Source organism: Microlunatus phosphovorus NM-1, assembly GCF_000270245.1.
Lineage (GTDB): Bacteria > Actinomycetota > Actinomycetes > Propionibacteriales > Propionibacteriaceae > Microlunatus > Microlunatus phosphovorus.
The window spans coordinates 3509742-3529810 of the sequence record NC_015635.1 but is presented as its reverse complement, the minus strand read 5'-3'; the positions used below and the strand labels follow the sequence as shown (position 1 = coordinate 3529810).

Annotated in this window: 20 protein-coding genes; 11 read left to right on the top strand and 9 right to left on the bottom strand. The window is 68.5% G+C overall.

All coding sequences use genetic code 11. The annotated features are described in order from the left end of the window. Positions 1-9: 9 nt before the first annotated feature. Together MLP_RS15845 and MLP_RS15840 are read left to right on the top strand one after the other, a co-directional pair. Positions 10-1173 (top strand): Dyp-type peroxidase, encoded by a 1164-nt coding sequence (locus MLP_RS15845; RefSeq protein WP_231851325.1) that lies wholly within the window; start codon positions 10-12, stop codon positions 1171-1173. Then, positions 1170-1967, top strand: coding sequence for a family 1 encapsulin nanocompartment shell protein (locus MLP_RS15840; protein ID WP_013864158.1), 798 nt, complete (start codon positions 1170-1172; stop codon positions 1965-1967). The genes MLP_RS15845 and MLP_RS15840 overlap by 4 nt, the downstream gene beginning before the upstream one ends. Positions 1968-1996: 29 nt before the next feature. Here MLP_RS15840 and MLP_RS15835 read toward each other — a convergent pair whose 3' ends face one another. From MLP_RS15835 to gdhA, 6 genes are all read right to left on the bottom strand, one after another. Continuing rightward, complete coding sequence (locus MLP_RS15835; protein WP_013864157.1) at positions 1997-3043, bottom strand: hypothetical protein; 1047 nt, start codon at positions 3041-3043, stop codon at positions 1997-1999. A 149-nt stretch (positions 3044-3192) separates the two neighbouring features. Continuing rightward, the gene (locus tag MLP_RS15830; protein WP_013864156.1) at positions 3193-3852 is read right to left on the bottom strand and encodes a DUF3592 domain-containing protein; all 660 of its coding nucleotides are present in this window, start codon (positions 3850-3852) and stop codon (positions 3193-3195) included. A 57-nt stretch (positions 3853-3909) separates the two neighbouring features. Continuing rightward, positions 3910-4275, bottom strand: coding sequence for a DUF488 domain-containing protein (locus tag MLP_RS15825; protein ID WP_013864155.1), 366 nt, complete (start codon positions 4273-4275; stop codon positions 3910-3912). Beyond that, positions 4275-5096, bottom strand: coding sequence for a class I SAM-dependent methyltransferase (locus tag MLP_RS15820; protein WP_013864154.1), 822 nt, complete (start codon positions 5094-5096; stop codon positions 4275-4277). Before MLP_RS15820 ends, MLP_RS15825 begins: the two co-directional genes overlap by 1 nt. Next, positions 5093-5737: a DUF2249 domain-containing protein gene (locus MLP_RS15815; RefSeq protein ID WP_013864153.1), complete on the bottom strand. Its 645-nt coding sequence runs from the start codon at positions 5735-5737 to the stop codon at positions 5093-5095. The genes MLP_RS15820 and MLP_RS15815 overlap by 4 nt, the downstream gene beginning before the upstream one ends. A 125-nt stretch (positions 5738-5862) precedes the next feature. Further along, entirely contained in the window at positions 5863-7203 is a 1341-nt protein-coding gene (gene gdhA / locus MLP_RS15810) for an NADP-specific glutamate dehydrogenase (protein WP_197536629.1), read from the bottom strand. Between the two features lie 147 nt (positions 7204-7350). Here gdhA and MLP_RS15805 point away from each other — a divergent pair, with 147 nt between their 5' ends. Genes MLP_RS15805 through folP form a run of 4 tightly spaced genes read left to right on the top strand, consistent with a single transcriptional unit; the run spans position 7351 to position 9486 of the window. Next, positions 7351-7986 carry a helix-turn-helix transcriptional regulator gene (locus MLP_RS15805; RefSeq protein ID WP_013864151.1) on the top strand — a complete coding sequence of 212 codons (636 nt, stop codon included), beginning with the start codon at positions 7351-7353 and terminating at the stop codon, positions 7984-7986. Positions 7987-8031: 45 nt separating this feature from the next. Next, positions 8032-8364 (top strand): cupin domain-containing protein, encoded by a 333-nt coding sequence (locus tag MLP_RS15800; RefSeq protein WP_041790134.1) that lies wholly within the window; start codon positions 8032-8034, stop codon positions 8362-8364. Next, entirely contained in the window at positions 8361-8594 is a 234-nt protein-coding gene (locus MLP_RS15795; protein WP_013864149.1) for a hypothetical protein, read from the top strand. Before MLP_RS15800 ends, MLP_RS15795 begins: the two co-directional genes overlap by 4 nt. Before the next feature lie 4 nt (positions 8595-8598). Further along, entirely contained in the window at positions 8599-9486 is an 888-nt protein-coding gene (gene folP / locus MLP_RS15790; RefSeq protein WP_013864148.1) for a dihydropteroate synthase, read from the top strand. A gap of 6 nt (positions 9487-9492) precedes the next feature. Here the strand turns inward: folP and MLP_RS15785 are convergent, their stop codons facing one another. Together MLP_RS15785 and MLP_RS15780 are read right to left on the bottom strand one after the other, a co-directional pair. Further along, positions 9493-10386, bottom strand: a complete 894-nt coding sequence (locus MLP_RS15785) for a 2-hydroxy-3-oxopropionate reductase (RefSeq protein WP_013864147.1) — start codon at positions 10384-10386, stop codon at positions 9493-9495. Between the two features lies 1 nt (position 10387). Continuing rightward, on the bottom strand, positions 10388-11176 hold the full coding sequence (locus MLP_RS15780) for a hydroxypyruvate isomerase family protein (protein WP_041790132.1): 789 nt from the start codon (positions 11174-11176) through the stop codon (positions 10388-10390). A gap of 121 nt (positions 11177-11297) precedes the next feature. On the opposite strand from MLP_RS15780, the gene MLP_RS15775 reads away from it, so the two are divergent. Beyond that, complete coding sequence (locus MLP_RS15775; protein WP_013864145.1) at positions 11298-12689, top strand: NAD-dependent malic enzyme; 1392 nt, start codon at positions 11298-11300, stop codon at positions 12687-12689. Position 12690: 1 nt separating this feature from the next. Here the strand turns inward: MLP_RS15775 and MLP_RS15770 are convergent, their stop codons facing one another. Continuing rightward, on the bottom strand, positions 12691-13626 hold the full coding sequence (locus MLP_RS15770; protein WP_013864144.1) for a phosphotransferase family protein: 936 nt from the start codon (positions 13624-13626) through the stop codon (positions 12691-12693). Between the two features lie 162 nt (positions 13627-13788). Here MLP_RS15770 and aceE point away from each other — a divergent pair, with 162 nt between their 5' ends. The 4 genes from aceE to MLP_RS15750 all read left to right on the top strand — a co-directional run bounded on the left by aceE (position 13789) and on the right by MLP_RS15750 (position 20067). Beyond that, on the top strand, positions 13789-16497 hold the full coding sequence (gene aceE, locus MLP_RS15765; protein ID WP_041790130.1) for a pyruvate dehydrogenase (acetyl-transferring), homodimeric type: 2709 nt from the start codon (positions 13789-13791) through the stop codon (positions 16495-16497). A gap of 216 nt (positions 16498-16713) precedes the next feature. After that, positions 16714-18063, top strand: a complete 1350-nt coding sequence (locus MLP_RS15760) for a hypothetical protein (RefSeq protein WP_013864142.1) — start codon at positions 16714-16716, stop codon at positions 18061-18063. Then, entirely contained in the window at positions 18060-18974 is a 915-nt protein-coding gene (locus MLP_RS15755; RefSeq protein WP_013864141.1) for a DUF5691 domain-containing protein, read from the top strand. Before MLP_RS15760 ends, MLP_RS15755 begins: the two co-directional genes overlap by 4 nt. Further along, positions 18967-20067 (top strand): ATP-binding protein, encoded by a 1101-nt coding sequence (locus tag MLP_RS15750; protein WP_013864140.1) that lies wholly within the window; start codon positions 18967-18969, stop codon positions 20065-20067. Before MLP_RS15755 ends, MLP_RS15750 begins: the two co-directional genes overlap by 8 nt. The last annotated feature ends 2 nt before the right edge of the window (positions 20068-20069 follow it).

Here is a 20069-nt window from a genome sequence, read left to right as displayed (position 1 = left end):
CCTCGTGCAGTGATCACTGCACGAGGTTCTGTGCTGTGTTACGCCGTCTTCATCCGGATCGCCGCCCTCTCGGAGACCCGGATGCCGCAGCTGTCGGTGACGGCTGGCAAGATCGAAGTCGTGTCCGAGGTGACGATCCCGACGTACGGTCAGTCGCAGTTGGTGCTGGCCCCACCGGCGAAGGCCGCGATCTTCCTGGTGCTCACGGTCCATCCCGGCGCCGAGGACGACGTTCGGGAACTGCTGGCCGACCTGGGCGGACTGACTCGCTCGGTCGGCTTCCGTCACCCGGAGAAGGGATTGAGTTGTGTCGCCGGCATCGGTGCGGGGCTGTGGGATCGGCTCTACGACCTGCCCCGGCCGGTCGGGCTGCACCCTTTCCGCGAGCTGGTCGGCCCGGTGCACACCGCGGTGTCGACGCCGGGTGACCTGCTGTTCCATTTGCGGGCCGTACGGATGGATCTGTGTTTCGAGCTCGCCCGGCAGGTGATGATCCGGCTTGCTGATCGGGCCGACGTGGTCGACGAGGTGCACGGCTTTCGTTACTTCGACGAGCGTGACCTGCTCGGGTTCGTGGACGGGACCGAGAACCCGGCCGGCGACGACGCCGTAGCCGCCGTCCGGATCGGGGACGAGGATCCGGCATACGCCGGCGGCAGCTATGTGATCGTGCAGAAGTACGTGCACAATCTGACCACCTGGGATGCGCTGCCGGTCGAGGAGCAGGAACGGGTGATCGGTCGGCGCAAGCTGAGCGATATCGAGATCCCCGACGCGGAGAAGGCCACCAACTCCCACGTGGCGCTGAACACCATCGTCGATGCCGACGGCACCGAGCACGACATCGTGCGCGACAACATGCCCTTCGGCGCCGTTGGCACGGCCGAGTTCGGCACCTATTTCATCGGGTACGCGGCGACTCCTCACGTGATCGAGCAGATGTTGCGCCACATGTTCCTCGGCAATCCGCCAGGCAACCATGATCGGATCCTGGACTTCTCCACTGCACTGACCGGCAACCTGTTCTTCGTGCCTACGGCAGACTTCTTGGAGGACCCCCCAACGGGATCACCGGTCGATCCGCCGTCGGAACCCGTACCCACGTCACCGTCCGACCCCGCAGCAGTCGATGGCTCACTGGGCATCGGCAGCCTGAAAAGGAGCACCTCGTGAACAACCTGCATCGCGAACTCGCGCCGATCACCGATGCCGCCTGGGCGGAGATCGAGGAGGAAGCTCGACGGACCTTCACCCGACACTTGGCCGGGCGGCGTGTGGTCGACGTCGTTGGCCCCGCCGGGACGACCTTGTCCGCCGTCGGCACCGGTCATCTGCGGCCGCTCACCAGCCCGGCCGAGGGCGTGCTGGCCCGCCAGCGCGAGGTCCAGTCGATCATCGAGCTGCGGGTGCCGTTCGCCGTTACCCGGGCCGCGGTGGATGACGTGGAGCGGGGGTCCAAGGACTCGGACTGGCAGCCGGTCAAGGATGCGGCGAAACAGATCGCCTTCGTCGAGGACCGCGCCGTCTTCCACGGACTCGAAGAGGCCGGTATCGGCGGTATCGAGCCAGGCAGTTCGAACCCGCCGGTGACCTTGCCGACAGTTCCCGAAGAGGCGCCGGACGCGGTGGCTCGGGCGCTCAGCGCGCTACGGCTGGCCGGCGTCGACGGGCCGTACAGTCTGCTGTTGTCGGCCGATCTCTACACCACCGTGGCCGAGAGCACCGAGCACGGCTATCCGATCCGCGATCACCTCGCGCGGCTGCTGCCGGGCGGCGAGATCATCTGGGCGCCTGCCCTGGACGGGGCGCTGCTGGTCTCGACCCGCGGCGGGGACTACGAATTGCACCTCGGGCAGGATCTCTCGATCGGCTACCTGTCCCATGACAGCGAGAAGATCGAGCTCTACCTGCAGGAGTCGCTGACCTTCTTCGCGCTGACGGCTGAGTCGAGCGTGGCGATCCGCTGAGCAGACCCCGCTGGCTCGGGGCTGGTCTGCTAGGCGCGGTAGGACTTCGTCGCGCTCGCCGACCAGCCGGCGCCACCGGTGATGGTGACACGGTAGGCATTGAGCCGGCCGTCGCCGACGGCGGTCGCGAGCAGCTTGGCCTGCCGGCGAGCGACCTGATAGCTCGGATAGGTCAACGTGAAGGTGATGTCGACCTTCGGACCCGCAAGCCTGTCTGCCATGGTCACGGCAGCGACCTGCGCCACCGCTCTGGTCACCGCCTGAGGCTGCGAGACGACCGTCGCCAGCGCCTGCTGCGGCTGGGCATTCGCTGCTTGAGCAGCCGGTGCTCGCAGAGTGACCGCGAACGTTGCCGCTCGCTGGTTCTCCCGCGCCGCGAGCGAGTTGGTCATCGTCTGACTGCCGCCGAGGTCGGTGGCCAGCTTCACTGGGTTGGCCAAGGTGATCGACTCTCTGGCGCTCCCGCCGACGACGACGAAGGTGCCGCCGCCCTGCCTGCTGACCTCGCTCTGGTCGATCGGGACCTCCTGGGCGCCACCGCGCTCGAGCCGCTTTCCGAGGGCGACCCAAAAGTCGTGATGGGTGCTCGTGTTGTGGAGGTTGGCCCGTGTCGATTGCACGTACTCGCGTTTGAAGGTCTGGAAGTAGTCCTTGTCCAGCTTGGCCGGGTCTGGATTGATGACGACGTCGACCGTGACGTCGTACGACTGCGCCTGGCCACCGACGTACGGGTTGCCCGATCCGGCGAACCAGGAGACCTGCCCGAAATTGCCCCGCTGCGGCTTGAACGGTGGGTCGCCTTTGAGGTGGTTGTAGAGAACCTTCTGGGCGTGCGCCGTCTTGAGTCCGGTCCTGGTGGCGAGCCGCTGCAGCGAGGTGTCGGGCTCCGTGGTCGCCGCTGATTCCTCAGCTGCCGGTTCCGCGGTTCGTCGGGCGATCATGGCCGAGACGGCGCGGTTGCCGGCGAGCCGCTGCAGCGCGAGCAGTCCAGGCAGCGGCGCCGCGACCTCGGGAGTCGGGGACGACGGCCGGGTCTGAACGGAGTGATCGATGTTGTCGAGTAGTTCTCGTTCCATGGGTCCGTCCCCTCGTCACCGGTCTGGACCCCGAGGGGCGTACGTCGCCGCCAACGCCCGCCAGCCTATGCCTGCTCAGCGGCCCGGAGCCTGCCCGATGGGGCATCAACCAGGGCACTTCGGTGCAGGGTCAGTCGGACCTGGCGGGCTCAGCCACGGGCGGCTTGTGAACGGAGGACGCCGACGCCAACCCCGCCGAAGATCAGCAGGAATCCGACTCCCACGCCGCCGAGCATCCAGCCGACCCAGCCCGGCACGTCGGTCGGACTGTAGCGACACAGACTCGGCTCCGCGCGGTTGTAGCGCACCGGTAGCGCGAGCCCCTTGGGAAAGGTGCTGCGGAGCGCGGACTGGAGCTCGCACTGCTGCGCCCCCGATCGGGTCTGATACTCCAGGACCGCGGTATAGAGCTGGTCCTCTCCAGAACCCTCGACCCGCACCGCGATGACGGTCGCCTCGGCTGCGCTCCAGCCCGTCCGCAGCGGTTTGGTCGCGAGCGCAAGTGCCGGGATACCCATGGCCAGCAGGCAGACCACCCCGACCGCGACGAAGATCCAGCCGACCGCTCTGGTCGAGCGACTCGTCGATGACTGGCCATAGGTGATCGTGTGATGGGTGTAGCTGACCTCGGAGACAGCCGGGCGGAACTCGGGGTGAACCGCATCCGCCCGACGATCGTCGTCGGCCGGCCCTGGATCCCGGGGCTCGGGATCTGCAGGCTCGGGATCTGCCGGTTCTGGGTCCGCAGCATCAGGCTTCGACGGACGGCCGGGCAGCCGGGGCCACTGATCATCAGACGGCGTACTCATTTCCCTGCAGGGTACGAGGGCCGAGGGTCGCGGTCTCGGAACCGCCACGCGTGGCGGTCAGCTGAGCAGGTCAGCCAGCACCGTTGCCTCACTGATGTCGCTGCGCTTGGCGGCGGTGATCAGGGTCAGGGGTCCTTGACGAGCACGTTCGCGGAGGTGATCCAGCGCCTCGGCACGCTCCGGGTCGGCCAGCTCGGCGCGATAGCGCTTGGCGAACTCGGCGTACTTCTCCGGGTCGTGGCCGTACCACTTGCGCAGTTCTGTCGAGGGCGCCACCTGCTTGCACCACTCATCGAGGTGCGCCCGCTCCTTGCTCAGTCCCCGTGGCCAGAGCCGATCGACCAGCACGCGGTAGCCATCCGTCGGCATCGGTGGGTCATACGCCCGTCGTACGTGAATCCCGGGTTCGGAAGTCGGTGGCATCAGGCGTCCTCGGTGGGGTCGGGCTTGCGGGCCACGATGGCGATGGCCGTCAGATGCTGACGGTACTTCCGGAAGGTCCGACGCATGGTCAGGACCCGGTGACGGGCATCCGGGCGAGCGAGCAGCCTGCCGACGAACCGTGCGGCACCGAGCACACCCTCGTCGGAGATCAGCCGGCGTGGTTCGAGGAGAGCCATCGGGGCGGTGTCGACCTGGTCGACGACCAGGCCGTGTGCGGCAAGCAGCAGCCGCCACTCGACGAGAGTCAGCGGCCGAGCGTTGACCTTGATCGACCGGGCGAGCTGTCGTCGCACGGTGGTCTTGACGTCGTCCGGCAAGTCGTCGGGAGTGAGGGCCAGCTCGTGGATCGCATAACGGCCGCCGGGCCGGAGCAGTCGTGCCGCCTCGGCGATGATCGCCGCCTTCGCTCGATCTGTCTGCATGGTCAGCATCGCCTCGCCCACGACGACATCGACGCTTCGGGAGGGCAGCCCGCTGTCGGCGGCATCGGCGATCCGGATCTCACCATGACCTTCGACGACCGGGTCGGCAGTCCTGGCCGCGACCGGGTCCTTCTCCACGCCGGTGTAGCTGCGTGGCCGACGATCGATGATCTCGCCGGCCGTGCGTCCCAGGCCCGGAGCGAACTCGACGACATCGGCATCGGTCACCTCGGCCGCAGTGAGCAGCGCTCTGGTGAGCTCGATCCCGCCGGGCCGCAACACCCGCTTGCCCAACCGGGCCAGGAGCCAGTGACCGGACACATCCTGGTCGTCGCGCCCAGCTTGCGGCAGGGACGCGCTGTCGGACGGGGGGCTCATCGGCTCGAGGCTGACCTTGTCGGCTGCAGCAGCAAGGCTTGACGACGCTGGTGAACGGTGAGGTAGCGGAGTCCATCGGGCCCCGCCGTGAACGAACGCCGGGATCGCCGCGGCAGCAGCAACAGCGCCCCGGCAGCGAGGGCGATCTCTCCGGTCTCGGTGCCGAGTCGACCGGATCCGGCCAGCACGTGGACGAGTACGTCGAGATCTGGACCATCGTGGGCCTCGATCCGGCCGTCCGGTGGCAACGCGATCACGTTCGAGTCGAGATCGCGGCGCCGGACCTGGAGCTTCCAGACCGCACCGCTGGCATCCGGGTCAACCTGGTCGGTGCACAGCCCGGTGGTGTCCACCAGCACTCGGGGCAGTGGTGCCGCAGTCAGCTTCGTGATCTTGATCCGCCAGTCGCGTGGCTCCTGGCGCAGGTACTCCCAGCCATGACTGCCGGGATGATCGAGCTCGAACTCGTCGCGCAGGTGCTTGGGGTCATGGTCGTTGACCAGCACGAACGAGCCGCCAGCCGGCAGCGCGTCGTACTCCGCGAAGATCGCGGGATGCTTGTCGGGCTTGCGCAGCGGTCGCACGTCCAGCATCCGTTCCTCGGCCGCTGACGGCCCGGGTACGGCGGTGGTTGACGACATGATGCTGCTCCTGCCCTGAGTTTCTCCAATGCGTGATTGTGCAAACTCTAGGTCATCCGGCCAACGACCCAGCGACAGCCCAGACTCAGCGTCAGATCAAACTCAGCGTCAGATCAGACCCCGTGTCAGATCAGACCCAGGGCGAGCATGGCATCGGCGACCTGCGTGAACGCGGCGATGTTGGCACCGGCCACGTAGTTGCCCGGGGTGCCGTACTTGTCGGCGGTCTCCAGGCAGCGGGTGTGGATGCCGCGCATGATGTCGGCAAGCCGGCGCTCGGTGTGATCGAACGACCACGAATCACGCGACGCGTTCTGCTGCATCTCCAAGGCGCTGGTCGCCACGCCGCCGGCGTTCGCTGCCTTGCCCGGGGCGAAGGCCACGCCGGCGTCAGTCAGCAGCCGAACGGCCTTCGGGGTGCACGGCATGTTGGCACCCTCGGCGACGACCAGACAGCCGTTGGCGACGAGCTGCTTGGCGTCCTTCTGGTGGAGCTCGTTCTGGGTGGCGCACGGCAGAGCGATGTCGCAGGGCAGTTGCCAGATCGACTCGCCCCTGACGTGGCGAGCGGAACAACCGCGCAGGTCGGCGTACTCGGAGATGCGGCCCCGCTGCGCGAGCTTGATCTGTTTGAGCAGATCGAGGTCGATGCCCTTTTCGTCAACGACGAATCCGCTGGAGTCCGAGCAGGCGATCACGGTGCCGCCGAGTTGGTGCACCTTCTCGATGGCGTAGATGGCGACGTTGCCCGACCCGGAGACGATGACTTGCCGGCCCTCGAGATCTTGGCCTCGAGCGGCCAGCATCTCCGCGGTGAAGAAGACGGTGCCATAGCCGGTGGCCTCCTGCCGGACCTGGGATCCGCCCCAGGTCAGGCCTTTGCCGGTGAGCGCTCCGGACTCGTAGCGGTTGGTGATCCGCTTGTACTGGCCGAAGAGATAGCCGATCTCGCGGCCACCGACGCCGATGTCGCCCGCGGGGACGTCGGTGTACTCGCCGATGTGCCGATAGAGCTCAGTCATGAAGGCCTGACAGAAGCGCATCACCTCGCCATCGGAGCGGCCCTTGGGATCGAAATCCGAGCCACCCTTGCCGCCGCCGATCGGCATCCCGGTGAGGGCGTTCTTGTACGTCTGCTCGAAGCCGAGGAATTTGATGATGCCCAGGTAGACCGAGGGGTGGAAACGCAGACCGCCCTTGTACGGGCCGAGGGCGGAGTTGAACTCCACCCGGAATCCCCGGTTGATCTGCACGGTGCCGGCGTCGTCGACCCACGGCACCCGGAAGATGATCTGGCGCTCCGGCTCGCACATCCGGCGGATGATCGCTGCATCCGTGTATTCCGGATGCTTGGCGATGACCGGGCTCAGGCTGTCCAGCACCTCGTGCGCGGCCTGGTGGAACTCCAGCTCCCCAGGGTTGCGCTGCAGCACTTCCTCGTAGACGTCCTGCACCTTCTCATCCAGTCCTGACATGCTGCTCCTCGGTGGTCGGGGTGGGCAGTAATTTCTCACACCGAACGGCAAACCGTCTTCCCGGCATCTCAGTGCAACACCGCAGGGGCCGGTGATGTGGGAATTATCACAAGTCGACGCTGTGTAAAGTCCTGAGGTATGGAAGGTCCTGCTGCCGGTGGGCAGCATCCTGCGAACGAGGTGCTCGCCGAGCTCCGGACCGCGGGTCGTCCGCTACGGATCGCCGAGATCGCCGAAGGACTCGGCGTCCACCCGAACACGGTCCGCTTCCATCTGGGCGGGTTGATCCAACGCGGCCAGGTGGCACGCGTCGAGGCGCCGCCCAGCGGACCGGGCCGGCCCGCGCAGCTGTTTCGCGCCGTGCCCGGCATGGATCCCGGCGGACCTCGCCACTACCGGCTGCTCGCCGAGGTGCTGCTCGCCGACCTGGCCGCGCATCCGGGTGCTGCCGCTTGGGCCGCGGACGCCGGGCGAGCCTGGGGGACCCAGCTCGGCGCGGAGCGTACGCAGCCTGAGGAACCGGTCCAGCGACTCGTCGAGCTGATGGCCGACCTCGGCTTCGCTCCGGAGCAGCCGGCTGACAGCGAGCAGATCGCATTGCGACACTGCCCGTTCCTCGAGCTCGCGCAGCAGCACCCAGCGGTCGTCTGCCAGGTCCACCTCGGCATGGCGCAGGGCGTCCTCGCGGCGTGGCAGGCACCGATCACCGCCGAGCGGCTGGTGCCCTTCGCCGAACCCGATCGATGTGTGGTCCAGTTGGCGCCCGCTGGATGAGGAAGACCCCCTGGATCAGCAGGACACTGAATTGAGGAGAACATGATGGATGCAGTCTCGGTGCTGGAGATCGCTGAGCAGTTGCTTGCCCAGGCGTACGACGGCCACAGCGGCCGGGCCGCGCGCACGGTCTACGGCGGCCACGAGCATGAACTGCGGCAGACGGTGATCGCGCTGATTGCCGAGCAGGAGCTTGCCGAGCACGAGAGTCCCGGCGAGGCGACCTTGCAGGTGCTGTTCGGGCGGGTGCGGCTCACTGCGGGCAGCGAATCCTGGGAGCTCGCGGCCGGCGACCTGATCGCCATCCCGCCGCGACGGCACGGCCTGGCCGCGTTGCAGGATGCCGCGGTGCTGCTGACCGTGCGGGTCGGCGGGTGAGCGATCTCGATCAGCTGCTGCGCTGGGAGTCGTCCGGTGGCACCTGGCGAGTGGCCGGTCGCACCCCGCCGGTGAGCTCGACCCTGGTGATCTCACTGTGTCGTTGCGACGGTGGCGAGGAGATGGATCGGCTCACGACCAGCGAGCCGGCGGTGTTGGCGTACGTCGGGCGGCGCGAGTCCAGCGAGGATCCCGCTCCAGAGACGGCAGCGCGCAGGTTGGCAGACTGAGCCGGTGACCTATCTGCCGCCGATCCGGCTGCCGGTCCGCTGCATCGGCGGACGCGAGTTCGACTTCGCTCATCAGATCGTGATCATGGGGATCGTCAATCGGACCCCTGACTCCTTCTACGACCGAGGCGCGACCTACGCACTCGACCGCGCGGTCGAGGCCGGTCGCCGCGCCGTGGCCGAGGGCGCCGGCTGGATCGACGTCGGCGGAGTGCCGTTCTCCCCGGACGTGCCGAAGGTGTCGGCCGCTGTCGAACTGGACCGGGTCGTGCCGGTGGTGGCGGCGCTCGCCGCGGATGGCGTGGTCGTCTCGGTGGACACCGTCCGGCCGAGCGTGGCGCAGGCTTCCATCGAGGCCGGGGCGGGCGTGATCAATGACACCAGTGGCCTCCATGACCCCGAGCTCGCCGAGGTGGTGGCCGGATCCACGGCCAGCCTGGTCATCACCCATAGTGCGGCCCCGCCTGGTCAGCACTTGCACCGGCCGACGTACGACGATGTGGTCACGGAGATCCGTGACTTCCTCGCATCCCGGATCGAGTTGGCGCTGGCGCACGGCGTACCCGAGGAGCGGATCGTGATCGATCCCGGGCACGATCTGAACAAGAACACCCGGCACTCGCTGGAGATCACCCGGCGGCTGACCGAGATCGCCGATCTCGGTCTCCCGCTGCTGGCGGCCGTCTCGAACAAGGACTTCGTCGGCGAGGCGGTCGGGCTCGAACGGGGCGAGCGGCTGGAGGCATCCTTGGCTGCCGCGACTGTGTGCGCGCTGCACGGCGCTCGGATCCTGCGTATGCACCAGGTCCGCGAGTCGGCGCGTGCGGCCCGGATGGTCGAGACGATCCTGGGGCTGCAGGATCCCGCCTACCTACGGCACAACGTGAGCTGACCTGGCTCAGTCCTTGGCGGCTCGGCCGGACAGCTGTTCGACCAGCAACAGCAGCGCGGAGTGGTCCAGACCGCCGTGTCCCAGCTGACGCAGCGCCTGCATCAGCTGTGCGGTCTGGGCGCCAAGCGGGATGGCGACGCCTGCTTCGCGGGCGGCGGCGAGGATGATGCCGAGGTCCTTGTGGTGCAGATCGACCCGGAATCCCGGCTCGAAGCTACGCGCCACCATCGAGGCCGCCTTGCGGTCGAGGATGCGATTGCCGGCCAGACCGCCGGCCAGGACCTCGATTGCCGCGGTGGTGTCGACCTGGTGTGCCTCCAGGAACACCAGCGCCTCGGCCACCAACTCGATCGTGCCGGCGACGATCAGCTGGTTGGCGGCCTTCACGGTCTGACCGGATCCGGCCGGGCCGACGTGCACGATGGTCCGACCGACCGCTTCCAGCACCGGGCGTACCGACTCCACGACCGTGCCGTCGCCACCGACCATGATCGACAAGGTGCCCTCGACAGCGCCTGCCTCGCCTCCCGAGACAGGCGCGTCGATGGCCTGGATCTGGTGAGCGGCAGCCTGTTCGGCCAGCGCGGCGGCCACGTCGGGCCTGATCGTGGAGCAGTCGATCCAGATTGCGTCAGGCTGGGCATGAGCGAAGATCCCGTCAGGGCCGCCCACGACGGCCTCGACATCGGGAGAGTCGGGCACCATGGTGATGATCACCTCCGCACCCGTCACGGCATCGGCGATCGAGTCGGCGGCGTGGCCGCCGCGAGCGACCAGGGCATCGATCTTGCCCGGGCTGCGGTTGTAGCCGGTGACGACGTACCCGGCCTTGACCAGATTCGCGGCCATCGGGGCACCCATGATGCCCAGGCCGATGAAGGCAATGGTGGGTTTGGTCATGTCAGGCGCGCTCCGTTCGCGGCAGCCAGCCGAAGGGGTTGTCGGAGGTGTCGGAATACTCCAGGCCGACATAGCCGTCGTAGCCACCGGCAGTCGCTGCCGCCAGCCAGTCGGCCAGCGGCAACCGACCGGTGCCGGGCTGGCCGCGACCCGGGGCGTCGGCGATCTGGACGTGGCCGAACTCGGCGGCGTGGTCCGCGATCACGGCTGCGACGTCGTCGCCGTTGGTGGCCAGATGGTAGAAGTCGGCCAGCAGCTTCAGATTGTCCGCGCCGACGTCCTCGATCACCCCGAGGGCGTCAGCCGCGGTCTTCACCGGGTACGCGGGTGCCCCTGACACCGGCTCCAGGAAGACCGTGCCGCCGAGCCGCGCGATCCGATCCGCGGCCCGTCTTAGGTTCTCCACCGCCAAGTCGTCGGCGGCTTCGGGCGCGACCCCATCGGTGCGCAGTCCGTACAGGGCGTTGAAGCCGCGACAGCCCAGCCGCTCGCCGATGCCGGCGACCACCTCGACATTGTCGCGGAACTCGGACTCGCGGCCGACCCAGCTGACCAGGCCACGATCGCCGGCGGGCATGTTCCCGGCGAAGAAGTTGAGTCCGGAGAGCTGGACCCCGGCGTCGGAGATCGCGGCGACGAAGGCGTCGATCTCCGGGTCGGTGGGCACGGCGACGGCGAACGGCCACCAGAACTCCACGGCGGTGAAGCCGGCCGCGGCGACCGCAGCCGGTCGCTGGAGCAGGGGCAGGTCGGTCAGCAGGATGGAGGCGTTCACGGTGTAGCTGGTCATCACCGCTGAGTATGGCTCACGAATCGGCGAGATGCTGATCACACCAGTTGAGGCGCTGGTAATACCCGCGGCCCGGCGGAAGTACGATCCGTCCACACACCGTTAGGAGACCCCCACCGCCATGGCCAGCAGCACTCCGAGTCCCGGCTATTCGATCACCCTCCGCGTCGCAGTCAACTCCGCGGCAGGCTCCACCACCGATCTCGCCTCCGCGGTCGCGGCGACCGGCGCTGCCGTCACGGCCCTGGACATCGTCGAGTCCAGCCACGACGCGATCGTCGTCGACGTCACCTGCAACACGGTGAACGAGGCGCACGCCGACCAGATCACCGAGGTGATCAACGCGCGCCCCGGCATGACCGTCCGCAAGGTCAGCGACCGGACCTTTCTGCTGCACCTCGGCGGCAAGCTGTCCGTCGAGCCCAAGGTCCCGCTCAAGAACCGCGACGACCTCTCGAGGGCCTACACCCCCGGTGTCGCCCGGGTCTGCCTGGCCATCCACAAGAATCCCGAGGACGCCCGCCGGCTGACGATCAAGCGCAACACGGTGGCGGTGGTCACCGACGGCACCGCGGTGCTCGGCCTCGGTGACATCGGCCCGGCCGCGGCGCTGCCGGTGATGGAGGGGAAGGCGGCCCTGTTCAAGCAGTTTGCCGGCGTCGACGCCTGGCCGGTCTGCCTGGACACCACCGACACCGAGGAGATCATCTCCATCGTCAAGGCGTTGGCCCCGGTCTATGGCGGCGTGAACCTGGAGGACATCTCCGCGCCGCGGTGCTTCGAGATCGAGCGGCGGCTTCGCGACGAACTGGACATCCCGGTCTTCCACGACGATCAACACGGCACCGCGATCGTGGTGCTCGCCGCGTTGATCAACGCGCTCCGGGTCGTGGACAAGAGCATCTCCGACGTCAAGATCGTCGTCTCCGGCGTCGGTGCGGCCGGTCACGCGATCATCCAGCTGCTCCAGGCCCAGGGCGCGGCGCACATCGTCGCGGTGGCTCGGGCCGGCGCCATCCATCGGGGCGAGACCTACACCGACGAGCACCGGACCTGGATCGCCGAGCACACCAATGAGGAGGGCTTCTCGGGCACGCTGGAGGAGGCGCTGGTCGGCGCCGACGTGTTCATCGGCGTCTCGGGGCCGAACCTGTTCGGTGCCGACGAGGTGGCCACCATGGCCCCCGGTGCGATCGTGCTGGCGCTGGCCAATCCGGACCCGGAGGTCCATCCGACCGAGGCGGCCAAGCACGCCGCGGTAGTCGCCACCGGCCGTAGCGACTTCCCGAACCAGATCAACAACGTGCTGGCGTTCCCGGGCCTGTTCCGCGGACTGCTCGATGCCGCCGCGGCGGATATCACCACTGCGATGCTGGTGGCGGCCGCGGAAGCCATCGCCAACTGCGTGTCCGCCGAGGAACTCAATCCGAGCTACATCGTGCCGAGCGTGTTCGACGCTCGGGTCGCGCCGGCGGTCGCCGAGGCTGTGGCCGGGCAGGCCGGTCGGTCCTAGCTCAAAGACGGGCGGCCGCGGCGGCGACGAAGGCGTCCAGCCGCGGCTCGACCTGGCTGTGGTCGAAGGAGACGACGTTGGTCAGGTCCCAATACGGGTGGTAGTCACGCTTCCCGGTGAGTTCCTGCCAGATCGCCAGAAACCCGTCGGCGCAGTCCTGACCGTGATGCATGGCCAGATTGACCCGGCAGTGGCCGATGTCCTCCTCGGGCGGTCCGGCGCAGGTCGACACCCAGTCGATGACGCCGGTGATCACCCCGTCGGTCCACAACACGTTGCCCGGGTGGAAGTCCCGGTGCACCAGCACCCGCTCGCTGGGTGGCGGCGGGCCGTCCCAGAGCTCGTACGCGGTCAGCCAGGCGTCCGGATGCTTGCTCCAGGAAGGCGGTGTCCGGGCGTACGGCTCGTACGGTGCCCAGTCGGCGAGGTCGCTCGGAGCCGGCAGCGCATGAATCCGCACCGCCAGTTCGGCCAGCGCTCGGAGCCAGGGAGTGCGCTCGGGCGGATCCCAGACCAACGAGCCGGGCAGCGCGGTCATCAAGGTCGCCGGCACACCGAGTTGCGATCCGTCGGGGTCGCTGGCGATCAGTCGCGGCGCCGGGATGCCTGCGCCCTTGGCACTGGTGGGACTTGTGTCGCCGACCAGTCGCAGGGCGAGCGCCTCGTTGCCCGGGATGTGGGGCTCCTCGATCACCACCCAGTCGAGCACGTACCGACGTAAGACCACTTGCTCGAGCCCCGGGCCCGCACCGGTGGTGAGCAGGTGCACCGCCGAGGACATCCCGCCCTCCAGTGCCCGCTGGGCGACGACCGGCGCGCCGACCGCCTGCTCGACCCAGGCGAGTGCCTCCGGCGGCACCTCGCCCCGAAGCTCCTGGTGAAGATCCGGGTCGAGCTCATGGCCGTACGGGGTCGTCCGGTCGCCGTCGATCGTCATCGACCGATCATCTCAAAGTGCCCGTCGCAGACGGTGGCGTGTTCGCCCCTGGAGGGGCGACGCTAGGCTCGGGCTAGGTCCGTACCGGACAGGACGCCCACCACCGTGTGCCGAGCCGGCCCGAAACGACTGCCCGTGACCCGGGTGACTAACCAGGAAAGGATGAGCGCGACCGTGGACAAGCGCAACGACGTTGATCCGGAGGAGACCGCCGAATGGGTGGAGTCCTATGACGATCTGGTCAAGGCTCGCGGACGGGAGCGTGCGCGGCAGATCCTGGACGAGCTGAACGCTCGAGCCGGACGGGCCGCCACTGCCGGCGACAGCCTGGTGACGGACTACGTGAACACCATCTCGGTCGAGGACGAGCCTGAGTTCGCCGGCAACGAGGAGATCGAGCGGCGCTACCGCAGCCTGATCCGCTGGAACGCGGCGGTGTTGGTGCACCGCGCGCAGCGACCCGACATCGCCGTCGGCGGGCACATCTCCACCTACGCCGGTGCCGCCACCCTCTACGAGGTCGGCCTGAACCACTTCTTCCGCGGTCCCGACCACCCCGGCGGCGGGGACCAGGTGTTCTTCCAGGGCCACGCCTCGCCGGGCATGTATGCGCGGGCGTACCTGGAAGGCAGGCTGTCGGAGGAAGACCTCAACGGGTTCCGGCAGGAGAAGTCCAAGGCACCGCACGGGCTGTCGTCGTACCCGCACCCGCGGCTGATGCCGGGGTTCTGGCAGTTCCCGACGGTGTCGATGGGCATCGGCCCGATGAACGCCATCTACCAGGCGCAGTTCAACCGCTATCTGCGGGCCCGGGGCATCAAGGACACCTCGAGCCAGCACGTCTGGGCGTTCCTCGGCGATGGCGAGATGGACGAGCCCGAGTCGCGCGGACTGCTGCAGTTGGCTGCCAACGACGGCCTGGACAACCTCACCTTCGTGATCAACTGCAACCTGCAGCGACTGGATGGTCCGGTGCGGGGCAACGGCAAGATCGTCCAGGAGCTGGAGGCCTTCTTCCGCGGTGCCGGTTGGGACGTCATCAAGGTGATGTGGGGCCGGGAATGGGATCCGCTGCTCGCCGCCGACACCACCGGTGATCTGGTCAAGATCATGAACGAGACACCCGACGGTGACTACCAGACCTACAAGGGTGAGTCCGGTGGCTACATCCGGGAGCACTTCTTCGGCCGGAGCCGAGCCACCAAGCTGATGGTCAAGGACATGACCGACGCGCAGATCTGGAACATGAAGCGCGGTGGCCACGACTACCGGAAGGTGTATGCGGCCTACCACGCCGCGACGGTGCACAACGGCAGGCCGACCGTTGTGCTGGCGAAGACGGTGAAGGGCTACGGCCTCGGCCACAACTTCGAGGCCCGCAACGCCACCCACCAGATGAAGAAGCTGAAGGTCGACGACCTGAAGGCGTTCCGGGATCAGATGCACATCCCGATCAGCGACGCGCAGATCGAGGCCGATCCGTACAACGTGCCCTACTACACCCCCGGCCCGGATTCGGAGGAGATCCAGTACATGCTGGAGCGGCGGCGGGCCCTGGGTGGCTGGGTGCCGGAGCGGCGCAACAGTCCCAAGTCGGTCTCGCTGCCGGACACCAAGCTGTACGCCGTCGCCAAGAAGGGCTCAGGCAAGCAGCAGGCAGCCACCACCATGGCCTTCGTCAGGTTGCTCCGTGACCTGATGCGGGACAAGGGCTTCGGCCAGCGGGTGGTGCCCATCATTCCCGATGAGGCTCGCACCTTCGGCATGGACTCGTTCTTCCCGACGGCGATGATCTACAACCCGAAGGGCCAGAACTACACCGCGGTCGACCGCGAGCTGTTCCTGGCTTACAAGGAGTCGATGCACGGGCAGCTGCTGCACACCGGCATCAACGAGGCGGGTTCGTTCGCGGCGTTCACCGCGGCGGGCACCAGCTATGCCACCCACGGCGAGCCGATGATCCCGGTCTACATCTTCTATTCGATGTTCGGGTTCCAGCGCACCGGTGATGCGATGTGGGCGGCGATGGACCAGATGGCCCGCGGCTTCATCGTGGGTGCCACCGCCGGTCGGACCACGCTCACCGGTGAAGGTCTGCAGCACGCCGACGGGCACTCGCCGATCCTGGCGTCGACCAACCCGGCGATGAAGATCTACGATCCGGCGTTCGGATACGAGATCGCCCACATCGTCGAGGCGGGCCTGGAGCAGATGTACGGCTCGGACTCCGAGGACCGCAACTGGATGTATTACCTGACCGTCTACAACGAGCCGATCTCGCAGCCGGCCGAGCCGGCGGACGTCGACGTCGAGGGCATCTTGAAGGGCATCCACAAGATCAGCAGCGGCGGCGAGAACGGTCCCAAGGTCCAGTTGCTGGGCTCCGGCGTCTCGGTGCGCTGGGCCCAGGAGGCGGCGATGGTCCTCGGCTCGGAGTGGGGAGTGAGCGCCGATGTCTGGTCGGTCACCTCCTGGAACGAGCTGCGGCGCGACGGGCTGGCGGTGGAGAAGCACAACTTCCTGTATCCCGACGAGCAGGCCCAGGTGCCGTACGTGACCCGCAAGCTCGCGGATGCGCAGGGGCCGATCGTGGCCTCGACGGACTATGTCTCTGCCGTTCCCGACGGCATCCGGCAGTATCTGCCGAACCGGTTCGCCACGCTGGGCGCCGACTCCTACGGGTTCTCCGACACCCGGGCGGCGGCACGCCGGTTCTTCCACATCGACGTCCACTCGATGGTGGTCCGGGCTCTGCAAGAGCTGGCCGCCGCCGGCGAGGTGCCGGCCAGCGCACCCAAGGAGGCTGCGGAGCGCTATCGCCTGCTCGACGTGAACGCCGGCACCACCGGCAACGCGGGCGGCGACGCCTAGTTCGCGGTCCTGGAGCCGCCGGACCGACATAAGGTGCGGGATTATCCCCGTAGTCGGGGATAATCCTGCACCTTGTTGCTTCGGGACGACCCGAGCGGCGTATCCGGAGTACGTTTCGCGCCCGCGAGCCACGGATGACCGCACACATCTCCGGGCGCACACCTCCGGGCACCCGGCCGCCGCGTGACTACGGCACTGTCGGCTCAGGTGTCTAGGGTGGCCGATGTGGCGGCGGGGATGACGGGCGAGGCGGCGCGGTTGGTCCGCGGGCTGCGCTGGGTGAGCCTCGGGCGGTCGGCGCGGGTGGCCTGGGGACGGTGCCAGGGAAGTGCCGCCCAGCCGTACGCGGTGGTGGTCTCCGCCGAGCGTCCCACGACGACGACAGCCTGCAGCTGCCCGAGTCGGCAGCGACCGTGTAAGCATGCCCGCGGACTGGCCGATCTCGCCTCCAACGGGCAGCTCAGCGTGATCGAGGAGCCGGACTGGGTGACGCGGATCGCAGACCGCCGGCCGTTCGCCGAGCCGCCCACGATGGAGAGTGGGGCGACTCCGGCCAGGGAGGGTCCGGTCGACCCGGCGGCCGCCGCCAAACGGGCCGAGGCCCGGCGGGAGAAGGTCGACGCCGGCATGGTCGAGTTGCAGATCTGGCTCGCTGACCAGGTCCGGACCGGACTGGCGAACCTGCCGCGGGCCGGGTACGGACATTTCGATGCGATCGCGGCTCGGATGGTCGATGCCCAGGCCCCTGGGGTGGCCGGCATCTTGCGCAGCCTGCCCGCCGATCTCGTCAGTGCCGAATGGCCGACCCGCGCGCTGCATGTGCTGGGTGGCCTGTATCTGCTCGCCGAGGCTCATCGCCGACTCGACGAACTGCCCGAGGACTTGGCCGCGACCGTCCGGTCCCGGATCGGTTACCCGGTCAGCAAGGAGGGTGTGCGCGCTCGCTCGCCCATCGTCGACCGTTGGTGGGCCATCGCGGCAGTGGACACCGTCGAGTTCCAGCTGACCACTCGGCGGGTGTGGCTACGCGGGCTCGGCACGGGCCGGTGGGCGATGTGGCTGACCTTCGCGCCGCCGGGGCGCGACCTGGACACCTCGGTCCGACCCGGCCACGTCTACGCGTGCGAGGCCCGTTTCTATCCCGGAGCGGGCCAGCACCGGGTGCTGCTCGAGCCACCGCTGCCGGATCCCGACCTGTCTCCCGTTGACGACGATTCGGGGCCGCTGGCCGTGCTGAACCGGGTCTGGGGTGGTGACGACCTGGCGGCGGTGCGGGTCCAACTGGCCGAGTTGTTGGCTGCCGATCCATGGGCAAGTCGACTGCCGGTGGTGGTGGCTGGGGTGCCGGTGCCACCGCGCCACCCCGGTGATCAATGGCTGCTGCGGGACGCTTCCGGGGCAACAGTGCCGCTGGTCGACCTCGGCGGGGACGCCTGGCCGTTGGTCGCCCAAGCCGGTGGTGAACCGCTGCAGGTGATGGGGGAGTACGACGGCCGCGGCCTGGTGCCGCTGGCGGTGCTGCCCGATCGGTTGGGCCGGCGCTATGAGACGGCGCTGGCCGGATGAGCACAACGATCCCGGCCGACCCCGCGCACTGGGCCGAACTGGTCACGACTGCGCTGCTCGGCACCGACCGGCGGGTGTCCGACGGCCTCGCCGACACCGATCCGACGACCGCCGTGCTGCGGCAAGCGGCTCGGCACAGGGTGGTGGCGCTCCTCGGTATGCCGACGATCATCGCGGCGGGGGTTGCCACTCCGGGATCAAAGACAGCGATGCCCGGCGACAGCGCGCCGGCCCAGGACCGCCCCGAGGCCCCCGTCGCTGCTGATCGATTGCTCGCTGACCTGCTCCGCAGTCCGGATCCGGCGCTGGTCTCCTGCTGGCTGACCGCCTGCGCCGCACACGGGCGTACGGTCCACCCGATCCACTGGACCCGACTGGCGCGGCTCGCAGCCCGCACCACTGCGTACGACCGGGCAGCCCTCGGTGCCGCGCTCGGACCCCGCGGGCGGTGGTTCCTGCGGGAGAACACGGAGTGGCGCCGGCTCGCCGACGACGCGGAACGTCCGCCTCAGCCGCCGGCGATCAGCACAACGACGGTCGTGACTGCGCAGGACGTGTTGCTCGATCCGGAAGCGATCTTCACCGCACCGCGACCGTGGGGACCCGAGCTGGTCTCGGCGGCGTATGCCGTGCTCGGCGGCGAGGGCGAGGTGCCGCCGAAGCGGACGTACGCCGGCCGACTAGGTGTTGCACTGCCGACTGCGCTCTATCCGAGCATCGCCAAGGCGGGGGAGTATTACCTGCTGGTGCCGGACTCTTCCCCGGCTCGTCGGCGGACGATCCGCGACCGGTTCGTCGCACTCGAGCTAGCCGCGTACGCTCGCGCTGCCATCGACCACGCCTTCACCGGCGAGACTCACGATCACCCGGGCCACACCGGCTTCACCAGGGCGGAGATCCCTCATGTCTGATCCCATGCTCCTCGCCGAGGAACGGCTGAGGCCGCACGCCGAGGAGGCGTACGCCGCCGAGCTGGTCGCACTGGAGGCCGTGGACGACAAGCCCCGGCCGCCCCGCTGGCGCCTGTCGCCATGGGCGGTGGTCACCTATCTGATGGGTGGCACGTTGCCGGACGGCACGGAGATCTCCGCGAAGTACATCGGCGCCCGCCGGCTGATGGAGGTGGCCGTCGCGACCCTGGCGACCGATCGGGCGCTGTTGCTGCTCGGCGTTCCCGGCACCGCGAAGTCGTGGGTGTCGGAGCACCTGGCCGCAGCGATCTCCGGCAGCTCGACACTGCTGGTGCAGGGCACCTCGGGCACGCCGGAGGAGGCGATCCGCTACGGCTGGAACTATGCCAAGTTGCTCGCCGAAGGCCCGACGCCGGGTGCTCTGGTGCCTTCGCCGGTGATGACGGCGATGGAGTCCGGTCGACTCGCCCGGATCGAGGAGCTGACCCGGATCCCGAGTGACGTGCAGGATGCGCTGATCACCGTGCTGTCGGAGAAGACGCTGCCGATTCCCGAACTGGGCCGGGAGGTCCAGGCGGTCAAGGGCTTCAACGTGATCGCCACCGCCAACGATCGGGACCGGGGGGTGAACGATCTGTCCTCGGCGCTGCGGCGGCGCTTCAACACCGTGGTGCTGCCGCTGCCGGCCGACGTGGAGGACGAGGTACGGATCGTCACCACCCGGGTCGCCGATCTGGCCGACACCCTCGAGTTGCCCGACGTGCCGGCCGCCGAGGACGAGATCCGCCGGGTGGTCACCGTGTTCCGCGAGTTGCGCTCCGGGGTAACGGCCGACGGGCGGACCGCGGTGAAGTCGCCGTCGAGCACCCTGTCGGCGGCGGAAGCGATCTCGGTGATCACCAGCGGTCTGGCGCTGGCTGCCCACTTCGGCACCGGTGTCCTGCAGCCCTCCGACGTGGCCGCCGCACTGGTCGGCGCCGTGGTCAAAGATCCGGTCTCCGACAAGGTCGCCTGGACGGAGTATCTGGAGGTGGTCGCCCGGAACCGGACGGGCTGGGCGGAGTTCTACAGCGCCTGCCGCGAGGTGAGCTGAAC

What these genes read in the sequence shown, in the direction of transcription:
- MLP_RS15835 (WP_013864157.1), bottom strand. Translation starts at nt 3,043, where the DNA reads ATGGAACGAGAACTACTCGACAACATCGATCACTCCGTTCAGACCCGG.
- MLP_RS15830 (WP_013864156.1), bottom strand. Translation starts at nt 3,852, where the DNA reads ATGAGTACGCCGTCTGATGATCAGTGGCCCCGGCTGCCCGGCCGTCCG.
- MLP_RS15825 (WP_013864155.1), bottom strand. Translation starts at nt 4,275, where the DNA reads ATGCCACCGACTTCCGAACCCGGGATTCACGTACGACGGGCGTATGAC.
- MLP_RS15820 (WP_013864154.1), bottom strand. Translation starts at nt 5,096, where the DNA reads ATGAGCCCCCCGTCCGACAGCGCGTCCCTGCCGCAAGCTGGGCGCGAC.
- MLP_RS15815 (WP_013864153.1), bottom strand. Translation starts at nt 5,737, where the DNA reads ATGTCGTCAACCACCGCCGTACCCGGGCCGTCAGCGGCCGAGGAACGG.
- MLP_RS15805 (WP_013864151.1), top strand. Translation starts at nt 7,351, where the DNA reads ATGGAAGGTCCTGCTGCCGGTGGGCAGCATCCTGCGAACGAGGTGCTC.
- MLP_RS15800 (WP_041790134.1), top strand. Translation starts at nt 8,032, where the DNA reads ATGGATGCAGTCTCGGTGCTGGAGATCGCTGAGCAGTTGCTTGCCCAG.
- MLP_RS15785 (WP_013864147.1), bottom strand. Translation starts at nt 10,386, where the DNA reads ATGACCAAACCCACCATTGCCTTCATCGGCCTGGGCATCATGGGTGCC.
- MLP_RS15780 (WP_041790132.1), bottom strand. Translation starts at nt 11,176, where the DNA reads ATGACCAGCTACACCGTGAACGCCTCCATCCTGCTGACCGACCTGCCC.
- MLP_RS15775 (WP_013864145.1), top strand. Translation starts at nt 11,298, where the DNA reads ATGGCCAGCAGCACTCCGAGTCCCGGCTATTCGATCACCCTCCGCGTC.
- MLP_RS15770 (WP_013864144.1), bottom strand. Translation starts at nt 13,626, where the DNA reads ATGACGATCGACGGCGACCGGACGACCCCGTACGGCCATGAGCTCGAC.
- aceE (WP_041790130.1), top strand. Translation starts at nt 13,789, where the DNA reads ATGAGCGCGACCGTGGACAAGCGCAACGACGTTGATCCGGAGGAGACC.
- MLP_RS15755 (WP_013864141.1), top strand. Translation starts at nt 18,060, where the DNA reads ATGAGCACAACGATCCCGGCCGACCCCGCGCACTGGGCCGAACTGGTC.
- MLP_RS15750 (WP_013864140.1), top strand. Translation starts at nt 18,967, where the DNA reads ATGTCTGATCCCATGCTCCTCGCCGAGGAACGGCTGAGGCCGCACGCC.